This window comes from Nostoc sp., assembly GCF_036919575.1.
Classification (GTDB): domain Bacteria; phylum Cyanobacteriota; class Cyanobacteriia; order Cyanobacteriales; family Nostocaceae; genus Nostoc.
Genome location: NZ_JBALBY010000022.1, coordinates 69,067 through 80,821, shown reverse-complemented (window position 1 = coordinate 80,821; position 11,755 = coordinate 69,067). Strand labels below are relative to the sequence as shown.

Below are 11,755 nucleotides of genomic sequence, written 5' to 3'. Positions count from 1 at the left end.
TGTGTCCATTAGGACAACTAATTAGCTAACTTAACACTTCACCAAGGCTGACCTGGATTTCTTAAACTTGGCGTAATTTTTTTTAAATTTAATAAATATTTTGTAGGTTGGACATTGCCCAACCTACAAAGTTGAAATAGAAATTAAATTAGACCAAACCGCCAGCCGCTTGAAACCGAGCGCGGGCGCGTTTGAAGGCTTGGGTTGCCTGAATTTGGGCTTGGCGATCGCCTCCTGAAACTTGATTCAGACGCGCTTCTGCTTGGTTGTAAGCAGCACGAGCTTCTTCAAGGTTAATTTTGTCGCCACGTTCAGCACCGTTAACCAGAATTGTCACTTCATTTTGTTCGACTTCGGCAAAGCCACCCAAAAGAGCGATCGCTTGCCAATTCTGATTTTTAGCGGCGCGGACTCGCATTACACCAGTATCCAGGGCGGTCAAAAGTGGTGCGTGTCCAGTTAGGATACCTAGTTGACCAGTAGTGCTAGGCAAAACGACTTCTTCAGCTGGGGCATCCCATACTGTTTTATCGGGGGAAATTACACGAACGGTTAATGTCATTTGTCTTTTGTCCTTTGTCCTTCGTCCTTTGTCCTTTGCCATTAGCCATTAGCACTTTAACTAATGACTAATGACCAATGACTAATGACTAACCTTTGATTTTTGCAGCTTTGGCGATCGCTTCGTTAATATCGCCAACCAAGTAGAAAGCCTGTTCTGGCAGATCATCCAACTCACCAGACAGAATCTTTTGGAACCCTTTGATGGTATCTTCCAACTTCACATATTTACCAGGAGAACCGGTGAATACTTCTGCCACAAAGAACGGCTGGGACAAGAAACGCTCAACTTTCCGGGCCCGCGCTACGATCAGACGGTCATCTTCAGACAACTCATCTAGACCGAGAATGGCGATAATGTCCTGAAGTTCTTTATAACGTTGCAGAGTTGATTGCACCGCCCGAGCCGTATTGTAGTGTTCGTCACCGACAATATTCGGCTGGAGCATCGTGGAAGTCGAACCAAGGGGGTCAACTGCGGGATAAATTCCCTTAGATGCCAAACCGCGAGACAGCACTGTTGTACCGTCCAAGTGGGCGAAGGTGGTAGCAGGTGCGGGGTCGGTGAGGTCATCCGCAGGTACGTATACTGCCTGAATGGAGGTAATCGAACCCTCTGTAGTCGAGGTAATCCGCTCTTGCAGTTCACCGACGTCGGTTCCCAATGTCGGCTGATATCCTACGGCTGAGGGCATCCGACCCAGTAGCGCCGATACTTCCGAACCTGCTTGCACAAACCGGAAAATGTTGTCAATAAACAGCAGCACATCCTGCTTGCTCACGTCCCGGAAGTATTCTGCCATTGTCAATCCCGACAGACCAACCCGCATTCTCGCTCCGGGTGGCTCGTTCATCTGACCATACACAAGAGCAATCTTGGAATCATTGAGGTTCTCGTTATTGATCACCCCAGATTCAATCATTTCGTTGTAGAGGTCATTGCCTTCACGGGTGCGCTCACCCACGCCAGCAAAAACGGATACTCCACCGTGCTGGGTAGCGATGTTGTTGATCAACTCCATCATGATCACGGTCTTACCAACACCAGCACCGCCGAATAGACCAATCTTACCGCCGCGTCGATAGGGAGTCAGAAGGTCAACAACTTTAATCCCAGTCTCAAACACCGAAGGTTTGGTTTCCAGGTCAGTGAATTTGGGAGCAGAGCGGTGGATGGGTAAAGTTGTCTCAGCATTTACAGGTCCCCTGTTGTCCACAGGTTCGCCAAGAACGTTGAAAATCCGACCCAAAGTGGCTTTACCAACTGGTACGCTAATGGAAGCGCCTGTATCGGTGACTTCAAAACCGCGCACTAAGCCTTCGGTGGAACTCATCGCCACAGTCCTCACCTGGTTGTCGCCCAGCAGTTGCTGTACTTCAACGGTGATGTTGATTTCCTGTCCAGCTTCGTTGGTGCCTTTGATTTTCAAAGCGTTGTAGATTTGTGGCAATTTCCCGCCGGGAAATTTAACGTCTACAACTGGGCCAATGATTTGGGTAATGTAGCCTATGTTTGTTTTTTCTGCCGTTGTTACCATGCTGCGCCTAATGATTGAAGCTAGATTTCAGATAAGGTCCAAGAAGACATAAAATTAAGCAATGTCACCTTTCACTCTAGCACCGGACGGGGACATAACTCCCTTAGTAATTCCTTAAAAAGCAGCTTGGGATTAGAAATTAGGCTAAGTTGTATGAGTTGAAGAAGAATTCAGCTATTCTGAATTCAGGAGTCAGAATTTAGGAGTCAGAATCAATCAGTCGGGGATTGGGACCGGCGACTTTCTTGTTGACCACAAAACTAGAATTTTTGGTGGGGGTGCAAAAACGCCGATTATTCATCCGCTTTTTCGCACAGAATACCCTTCTTGTATTCTGACTCCTGACTCCTGAATTCTGTTCGATAATGACGATTTGGGAAAACTCCACATAAAAAACTGCCGTATCCTTCAATGGCAGACACGGCAGTTACTAAAGTAAATTTGTTATGCCCTTATATTTTGGCTGTAGCTTTTTGTTGCTGTTTGCGCTTCAGTAGCGTATTAGCACCGAAAGCACCTACTGCTAACACACCTAATATAGAACCTGGTTCAGGCACAGATTTAGAACCACCAGGGATTACCGAACCCAAGGTGATATTATCAAAGGCAATCTCATTCTTTGTTCCTCCAAAATATACTGATTTGGCAATACCTGAAAACGATATGCCAATGGGAACGAATGGGCTAAATTCGCCAGTTGGGTCAGGTGCTCCATTAAAGGTTGTTAATGGTAAATTTATACTGGCAAGTAAATTTCCCCTAGCGCCAAGTCCGCTGTATATATTCACAAATCCGGGCTTATTGACCGCCGAATAGAAAAATGACAACCCAGTGTCGAAGCCATTTCGTGCGTTCAAGGTTACACCAGAGCCATCTAGAAAGTATAGAATTGTGTCTGGGCTGGGTTCACCACCAAAATTACCCCGACCGCCAGCATCAGAATCAACAAGACCCAATGCATTAGATGAGAAGGTGATATCAAAGTCTTGGGGAGCTGTATTGTAGAAATTACCAACAGGTTGTATATCACCAACTCCTTCAAAGTCAAGAACGATTACCGCCGCTTCTGCCTTTGATACGCCTAGTGTGGACAGAGCTATAAATGTTGCTCCAATAGTAGCCATCGATAAGTTTTTCATAACAGTTGAAATTGTCATACAATACATTTCTCCAAAAAATTGGTATTTAATAGTAGGAGTTTTGCCAACCAAATAATGTCAGCAAAAACATCGGCGAAATTGCACATAACGCCTCAAGTGCGACAGGTGAAGTTTCAGCTTTTCGCTGCGATGTCTACGACGGGCTACGCCTACGCAGATATAAGCACTAGTGAAAATGACTAAAGTTTTGAACTTAGCTTTTGTTTTCTAGTTATTTAAGGAGGTGATTAAAAGTGTTCTCCTCACTTGCTTATTCACTTAGATTACTGACAAATTTATTTAGTGTCGAGAGTATTTGCGTGTATTCACATAAGAAATACATTCCAAATTAGATTAAATAGCAGCCAAAACCTAGATCTAAGGGGACTTATACCCGCAATATCAACTAAATAATTGACTAAGCCTTTGTAAAATTAAGTTGTTGCTTTAAGATAGATTTACCAGCGTGATTATGTATAAGTCTGGCTATGTAAGCAGAATCTACACTTAAGAACTGGGCAGCAGAAATTTGTATTCGGGATTGGGGATTGAGAGAATTTGGTGGGTAATTAAGACCTGCTACAAAATTTTTAACAAAACGTCTGACTATATTTGACTATGAGATTTGCAACTATGGTGTCCCCAAACGATCATCAAAATAAAAAATTGCCGTGTCTTGCAGCGAACACGGCAGTTATAAACTATGGACTTAAATCTTGATGAATAATTTAGGCGTTAATTGCGGATTGCTGTTGTTTGCGCTTGCGAAGTGAAGTAGCACCGAAAGCACCGAAAGCCAGAAGACCCATAATTGAAGCAGGTTCAGGAACTGATTTAGTCAACGTAACATTGTCAAGCAGCAATCCAACATTATCTGTGCCAATCCCTTTGAAATCTAATGTGGCATTTGTTGCGTTGGCAACGGTGAAACTTCGGGTAAAGTTTGTAAACGTTTGATCTCCGGGTAGTGAGAATGTTTCGCTAAACAAATTACCCAGAGATACGGTGACAGAATCACTCATATCATATCGTCGGTTCCCAGCAAGCTCGAAACTGAGGTTAACTGTGTCTCCTGCTTGAAAGTTAAATGTTTTTTGAGATTGAAGTGTACCAGCTTGAGATGTTGATCCATCCAGATCCAGATATAGTCCGTTACCAGGAAGGAAATCACAAAAACCATTTCCAATCAAGTCCACAGAGCCGTTTATAACATTCCAGTTGGAAAACGGATTGTAATCTAAAGTGGGAACACTGTTATTTTCTTGATCAAAACTATCCTGTAAAAGGGTTGTAACTGATGCTGCGATCGCAGAATTTGTAGTAGCAAATCCGATTGCGGTCAAGGCTGTTAATGCTATACCGATTTTATTTAAGCTTTGTAAAACAATTGATTTATTCATGATTATACTCTCTTCAAAAATTCTCAAGGTGTGTATTCTTCCAAACGACAATTAATCACTGTCGATTAATGCTGAGAAACTCCGTTGTGATTGCACTCGAATTTTTCAGCAAAATTAGGCATAAACTCCCCCTGCGATCGGTAAGGGTTTAGCCTTTCGCTGCGATGTCTACGACGGGCTACGCCTACGCAGATATAAGCACTAGTGAAAATGACTAAAATTTCAAATTTAGCTTTTCTCTTCTAGTTATTTAAGGAGGTTATTATCAGGGTTTTCCTCATTCGTTTATTTACTTAGATTACTGGCAAATTTATTTAGTGTCGAGAGTATTTGCGTGTATTCACATAAGAAATATATTCAAAATTAGATTAAATAGCAGCCAAAACCTAGATGTAAGGCGACTTATATACGTAATATCAACTAAATAATTGACTAAAACTTTGTAAAATTAAGTTGTTGCTTTAAGATAGGTTTATAAGAAGAATTCAGAACTCAGGAGCGGAGCCGGAGACGCTCCGCCGAGGCGTCAGAATTCAGAATTGAGGGTTGAAATTTAAACGCATAGGCGCTTCGCCTGACCACAGAGTAGGATCGCAGAAAATTTGCTCCTAAAGTTAGATCCGTTTATATTAACTCAGACAGATCACTGACTTTGTGCGGTGGAATCATGGGTAGGCCAGCATCACCAAACCTTGTCCATGATAACGAGATGGAAAATTAGGGATTCACCTTTCGGTAGATTTAGATAGAATCATCAAAACTGTATATTTGGATGGGGTAACACATAATTTGCCACAAAACCTCATGCCAAATCATTAATTTCAAGATCAACAGATGAAGTTTTAATTGAATTCTAGTTAATTTGTTCCTTAAGTTCCTCATAAGCCATGACATCCCCTGAGCCTCAAACTGATTTTGGAGACAAACCTCCACAAACCTCATTTGAGCCACCTTCTGGAAAACGGCGGTGGCTTTGGCTGTTTTTAGCTGCACTACTATTGTTAGGGGGCGGAGCATTTCTAGTTTGGCGTTTGCTGAGGACGCAAAATTCAGCACCTTCAACTGCTAACGCTCAACCTTTAGGGGTAAGAGTCAAAATATCGACAGTACAAAGCGGCATAATTGAGGAAAGTTCAGATTTTATTGCTAGCCTAAAGTCCCAGCGCTCAGTCACGCTCCAGCCCAGGATTCAAGGCCGAGTTACCCAAATATTTGTCAAATCGGGAGATTTAGTCGCAGCAGGAGCCGTAATTCTCCAAGTAGATTCTACGCTACAAGCAGCGATCGCTTTTAGCAATCCTGTGCCTCAAGTATTTTTAGTGCAACTGGAAAGCGCCCGCGCTGCACTCAAATCTTTGGAAGCAGAACGACCAGCTTACGTTACTAATGTGCAACTATACCAGCAAAACTACGAAAAGTATGTCACCCTAGCTGAGGAAGGAGCCATATCTCGACAGACTCGCAATCAGTATGCTGATAGGCTTGCCACTGCTAAGACTAGTCTTGATGCAATTGATTCTAGAATTCAAGCACAACGAGCCACCATATTGCAAGCTGAAAAAGCTTTGCCGCAAAGTAATATAAATACTCAAAAACTCCAGTACGACAAAATTACCGCTCCCTTTAGTGGCACAGTTGGCGACATCTCCGTGAAAGTAGGTGATTTAGTTAATACTTCCACACAATTAGCTAATATTACGCAAAATCGACCTTTAGAAGTCAATATCTCTGTACCACTACAGCAAAGTCCCCAATTGCGTAAGGGAATGCCAGTGGAGGTCATGAACACACAAGGTCAGAAGCTTGGTAGAAGTCGGGTATTTTTCATTGCACCTAATATCAGTAATGAAACACAAGGCATACTGATCAAAGCTCTTTTTAATAACCCTAATGGTCAGCTACGTGCAAATCAATTGGTAAGGGCTAGAGTGTTCTGGAATCAGCGCCCCGGAGTTTTAATCCCCACAACAGCAATGACTCGTATAGCTGGGGACACTTTTGTTTATGTAGTTGAAACTGAAAAATCTCCCCAAGGCGTATCCCAACAAGTAGCTCGGCAAAAGCGAGTGAAGCTAGGCCAGATCAAAGGTAATAATTACCAAGTTATTGAAGGATTACAGCCAGAAGATAAAGTTATTATCTCAGGGTTGCTCAATCTCAGGGATGGTGTTGCGATCGTTCCAGAATCTTAATTAAACGTGAGTTCGACGGCTCATATACTGTCCACCTAATTAGCTGAATAAAAAGCAATACGCTTGGGTTAGCGCCAAGGGCACAGAAAAAGCTCATTGGTGTCAACTTAAGGCAAAACCCTTTTCAAACCTCGTTTCCAGCAAGAAGCTGGAAATGCAGTTCCTGGTGGCTCTGCCGCAAGTTACGGAGGCGGAGCCTCAATGAGGGTCATTCCCAGTCGGAGACTGGGAACGAGATCATGAGATAATCTGCTAAAAGCTGGTTATAGGCTGGTTTTCACCTTAAGTTGACACGCATGAGCTTTTTCTGTGCCCCTACCCGCGTGGTCTATTTACCTGAAAATAGCTGTAAGTAACGAAACCCAACGTTTCCGGTGCTTTGTTGGGTTGCGCTTTGCTTAACCCAAGCGTATGGAATAAAAAGACCCCTAAGATAATATTTGAAAGGTATTTTTCGTAACATCAAAGCCTCGAAAATCTAACCCCCCTAGCCCCTTGAAGATGGGGACTTTTGCGAAGTGTTAACTATAGCGCTTCTCATTTGTATACAATACACTCTGAACTCTCTCCTAAAAATAGAGTATTCGTGACAGTTGAAGGTATAATTGGTTTTGTCAATAGTGATTATGCTGTAAATTATCCATGCTATCGAGTATCTATCTTATTAAGCTTTATACTAAGGTTTAAGGATAAGAATAAACGATAATTTTAAATATGATGGATGCGTAGACGTAGCCCGCCTTCTCTACGAGATGATATGCGGACGGCATCGCAGGCTAGAAAATTTGTGTTTCCAACCTCGCTTTTGACTTAATTTTAAGCATCATTACTTATTGACAAATGCTTAATGACCTGAACCTGTCACCAACGGGTAAAGGTAAGCAATTACTTGATTATGTAACGGAGATAAACAATTATGTCAGTGCAAATGATCCAATCTAAATGTGGCTTAGTTTTAACTTGTTTACTTGGACAGATAATCTTGTTTGCTGCGCCAGTACAAGCTGGAGTGCAGGGCAAAAGCTACAATGTCAATGTTAATTCGAGTCGGGGAGATTCTTTTACTGCTTGTTTTCAATTTAACACCAACGGCATCCTCCGCTTTTCTGGACAAAACGCTACTTATAACGTTAGTGCCGATCAGACAAGTTGGCAAGCAGTCACAAATCCACCTTCACCAGTAGCAACTATCTCACTTAATGGTGTAGTAGAACAAGCAGACTCTGTGATCAGTGGTACTGCGATGAATTCCAATAATACTAATTTTACATTTAATGGAACACTCTTATCTCAGTCAACATGTCCGGCTGAATTACCCATAAGTCCAGGAAATCTTCAATACGGGGTAAATCGAGAAAATCCCTTTTTACAATAAGAGTACTTTAACGGCAGATCAGGGACTGACAAATAAAAAAACATCCCAAATTTTCTTGTGGGATGGGTGTCCTCACCATTGGTGTCAACTTAAGCCAAAACCCTTTTCAAACCTCGTTTCTAGCCTCTGGCTAGAAACGCTCTTCAATTGCGGCTCTGCCGCAAGTCTTGAGGCGGCAGCCCCCTCGGAATGCATTAAGAGTCGGAGACTGGGAAGGAGACTTTCTCAAAATGCCTGTTTGCTTACTCATTTCGGTAGATTCAGCAAGTAAAAAGGCATATTGCTTTCTCAAAATGCCTTTATACTTACTTATTTTAGTATATCTAGCTAGTCAACTTAAGGTTAAAAGGACGGTTAAAAACCTTCTAGCAAAGTCCAGAAGTAGCCATCTGGCGCAACAAAAGAAAAACTTGTCTCGCCAAATTCATTATGAATGATGTCTGTAACTTTTTGTACAGTACTTGCCTTGATGCGATCGCAATACTCCTGTATTCCCTTAACACGATAGGTATATAAAGACATACCTAAGCTACCTGGTTGGGCTGCTTCAAAGCGCGATTCTAAATTAATCTCTTCTGGGAATCGAATGATATAAAGTCTACCACTGCGTGCAGCCATCAAGTCAGACTTAGAAGAACGGGGATCATCAAAGGTAGTGACAATAAACTTTTCACCAGGGTTAAGGTCAAAAATATCTCGACCTGCTGGCGAAGATTCATAGCTAGTTTCGACATCATCACGCACACGCAGCAAACCCAAAACTTCTTCATAAAACTTCAGGGTTTCTTTGCTGTCATCTTGAACGATAATCCCCATATGGGTAAACTGACTAGTCTTGAGAGCAGCATTATGATTAACTTGTCCGTAATGCGGTAATGTATAGCCAAACCGTTGAAATAAAAGTTGTCGAGCTAAGGGTTGGAGTAGCAGCATTTCTCGCACACCAACGGCTGGCTCAATAAAAGGACGGCTTTTTCTCTCTTTGTTGTAAATGACTTCCCAATAAGGCTTAGAGTGCCTAATAGGTAAACCTGTGGCTTTTGCATCCTCGATATGATTTAAAATATTTAAAACATCCGCCGTTAAGGTTGTCGCCCAACGATTTCCCTTAATTTTCATCGATGCAATTCCCAAACCTTCATGGGTGGGGTTTTGCCAAACCATCAGCCGAATCAAACCATGATCTGCATTTTGGTGATAGAGGCGGATTGAGCGTAAAGATGAATTCACCCCATATAATTGATGGGCTACATCTGCGGTTAATTCGCCCACTTCACCAATGCGATAGCCAAATTGCTCCCAATACTGAATTGCAGAAATTGGCTCTGGGATGCCGATACAAGCTTCATAAATACCTTCAATTGCGATTTGTTGTTCTTGAGTCATAATGAGTGCTGAGTTTCCTCGTTTAGAATCTAATACCAATTCTGTATGAAGATACGCTAAACCATATTTAAGTAGAAGAAAGAAAAACGAACCGCAAAGGACGCAAAGGACGCGAAGAAAGAAAGAAAGAAAGAAAGAAAGAAGTTGAAAGGGTTTGGCGCAGCTTTACAAAGAAATGGTATAACGCGATGTGCAACTTATTCTTGGAACCCCGCTTCCATTCCTCTCCCCGAAGCGAGGAGAGGCTTTAATTTTTGCTTTACTTGCGACTTGCGACTTGCGACTTGCGACTTGTTTTAACACCTTTTGCCTATCGATGGACTCACAAAGTCATGTAAGTCTGCATCCCAAATGCTGATGTAAATAAAATCGCATTCTTGGCGGATAATCTGACCCTTGACTGAGCCATTCTGAAAACGAAAATTATCTGACTGGCGCTGTTGTACCTGTTTGAGTCCCTGCTTAATTTCTTCAGTGGCTTGCCCATCTAACAATCCATTCAAGGTAGTTTCCATTACCTGCGGATCTACCGATTCGGCAAAAGATACTTCTGTTTGACGCAGCACTTTAGTATTACGATCAAATAAGTAGCCAAGGTCAATTTTGTCTGGCACAAGTTTGTAAACGACAGCACGGGTTTTGCCCCATGCGCCTCTTAAGTCTTGATTTGGTTTGCCGAGGGTAGCTTCTACAATGTTTCTTGCTGTGCCTGTAGGGAATGCGGGAACGCTTTCTCTGCTGGTAGTAGCAGCTAATTTACTGCGCGGTTTCTTCTGTGGTGTGGAACGCGCTTCTGGTGTGGGAGTTGCGTTGATATTGTCCCCAGCAGGTATCGTTTTCTTCTCTGGTTCTGGCTGTGGTGTGAATACTGGTACTGCTGCTGGAGTATTGGAAGTTACAGGTTCTTTTTCTGGCTGTGGTGTGGATACAACTGGGGGCTTATAGGTTGGCAAAGGTTCGGGAATTACTGGCTGTTGTGGGGGTGAGGTGGGTACAACTGGAACTGGAGAGGTTTGGGAAGAAACAGGCGGTTCGGGAGATGCAGGAGTTGTAGGCAAAGATTCTGGCGATCGCGTCGGATTTGTGGCAATAATTGTTTCTGGTTGTTGCTGACGAGTCATGCTAGAAATTGCGATCGCACCAAGCATACTACCGATCACCAAACTACCAACAATCACAGCCGATTTTTGCCAGTTTCCCCCAGAGGCAGGCCGGGCTAACGCAGAATTCTTTGGCGGGGAATATAATGGCTGGGTTTGTCGAGTCGATGCAGCAGTGGGAGAAGAAATGACTGTGGAAGTATTTGCAGCTAACTCAGGAGGTATATTACTAGCAGACTGTAAGGCATATAACATTTTACTAGCAGTGCTGTAGCGATCGCTAGCTTGAGGCTTAATTGCTTGATTGAGTACCGCCGCAAATTGAGAAGAGACGTTAGGGGCGTACTGGTGCCAAAGTATTTCCCCAGTTTTGGGATCAGTTTGTAGTTCTTGTGGGTATTTACCAGTCAGCAGATAAATCGCCGTTAAACCTAAGCTATAGATATCAGTGGCGTAAACTGGGCGGCCAACGGCTTGTTCGCTAGGCATATACCCAGGCGTACCAATGACGAGCGATCGTGTAGGATATCCTGGAGAACTCACCACTGAACGGATTGTTTCTTTAACTGCACCAAAATCAATCAAAACGGGGTTGCCATCAATAGAACGGAGAATGATATTATCTGGCTTGATATCCCGGTGAATAATGCCTTTACTGTGAACATAATTTAAGACTGAAAGCAGACTCAGGAGAATTTGCCGAACAGCAGTTTCACTCTCAAATCCTTTGGCTTCGACAATTTTTGTCAGGGTTTGGCCGTGAATCCATTCTTGGACGAGATAAAACTGCCCGTTCTCAGAAAAGTAGGCATAGAGTTTAGGAATTTGGTGACTACTTTCACCCAAATACTCCAAAGTTGCGGCTTCCCGTTCAAACCGTTGTTGAATAAGTTGGTAGGTTTGCGGGTCATTATTAGTTATCGGTTTGAGTTGCTTGATCACACAGCGACGGCGAGAAGGCATGTGGACATCTTCTGCGAGAAAGGTTTCGCCAAACCCACCAGCGCCGATTACCTGAATAACTTGATAGCGATTGTTCAGCAGGGTTATTGTCATGAAAAATT

At 43.0% G+C, this 11,755-nt stretch carries 9 protein-coding genes; 3 read left to right on the top strand and 6 right to left on the bottom strand.

What is annotated here, in order from left to right:
- Positions 1 to 148: 148 nt before the first annotated feature.
- From atpC to V7K27_RS07275, 3 genes are all read right to left on the bottom strand, one after another.
- Positions 149 to 562 (bottom strand): ATP synthase F1 subunit epsilon, encoded by a 414-nt coding sequence (gene atpC / locus V7K27_RS07285; RefSeq protein ID WP_334945730.1) that lies wholly within the window; start codon positions 560 to 562, stop codon positions 149 to 151.
- An 88-nt stretch (positions 563 to 650) separates the two neighbouring features.
- The gene (gene atpD / locus V7K27_RS07280) at positions 651 to 2,099 is read right to left on the bottom strand and encodes a F0F1 ATP synthase subunit beta (protein ID WP_334945728.1); all 1,449 of its coding nucleotides are present in this window, start codon (positions 2,097 to 2,099) and stop codon (positions 651 to 653) included.
- A 452-nt stretch (positions 2,100 to 2,551) separates the two neighbouring features.
- Positions 2,552 to 3,256, bottom strand: a complete 705-nt coding sequence (locus V7K27_RS07275) for a PEP-CTERM sorting domain-containing protein (protein ID WP_334945726.1) — start codon at positions 3,254 to 3,256, stop codon at positions 2,552 to 2,554.
- Positions 3,257 to 3,313: 57 nt separating this feature from the next.
- Between V7K27_RS07275 and V7K27_RS07270 the strand changes: the two genes are divergently transcribed.
- Positions 3,314 to 3,442, top strand: a complete 129-nt coding sequence (locus V7K27_RS07270) for a hypothetical protein (RefSeq protein ID WP_334945724.1) — start codon at positions 3,314 to 3,316, stop codon at positions 3,440 to 3,442.
- 524 nt (positions 3,443 to 3,966) lie between these two features.
- Here V7K27_RS07270 and V7K27_RS07265 read toward each other — a convergent pair.
- On the bottom strand, positions 3,967 to 4,638 hold the full coding sequence (locus V7K27_RS07265; RefSeq protein WP_334945722.1) for a PEP-CTERM sorting domain-containing protein: 672 nt from the start codon (positions 4,636 to 4,638) through the stop codon (positions 3,967 to 3,969).
- Between the two features lie 887 nt (positions 4,639 to 5,525).
- On the opposite strand from V7K27_RS07265, the gene V7K27_RS07260 reads away from it, so the two are divergent.
- Both V7K27_RS07260 and V7K27_RS07255 read left to right on the top strand, forming a co-directional pair.
- Positions 5,526 to 6,830 (top strand): efflux RND transporter periplasmic adaptor subunit, encoded by a 1,305-nt coding sequence (locus V7K27_RS07260; protein ID WP_334945720.1) that lies wholly within the window; start codon positions 5,526 to 5,528, stop codon positions 6,828 to 6,830.
- Positions 6,831 to 7,746: 916 nt separating this feature from the next.
- Positions 7,747 to 8,205, top strand: coding sequence for a hypothetical protein (locus V7K27_RS07255; RefSeq protein WP_334945718.1), 459 nt, complete (start codon positions 7,747 to 7,749; stop codon positions 8,203 to 8,205).
- Between the two features lie 354 nt (positions 8,206 to 8,559).
- Here V7K27_RS07255 and V7K27_RS07250 read toward each other — a convergent pair whose 3' ends face one another.
- Complete coding sequence (locus tag V7K27_RS07250) at positions 8,560 to 9,591, bottom strand: VOC family protein (RefSeq protein ID WP_334945717.1); 1,032 nt, start codon at positions 9,589 to 9,591, stop codon at positions 8,560 to 8,562.
- Positions 9,592 to 9,887: 296 nt separating this feature from the next.
- Positions 9,888 to 11,747 carry a protein kinase domain-containing protein gene (locus tag V7K27_RS07245; RefSeq protein ID WP_334945715.1) on the bottom strand — a complete coding sequence of 620 codons (1,860 nt, stop codon included), beginning with the start codon at positions 11,745 to 11,747 and terminating at the stop codon, positions 9,888 to 9,890.
- Between the last annotated feature and the right edge of the window lie 8 nt (positions 11,748 to 11,755).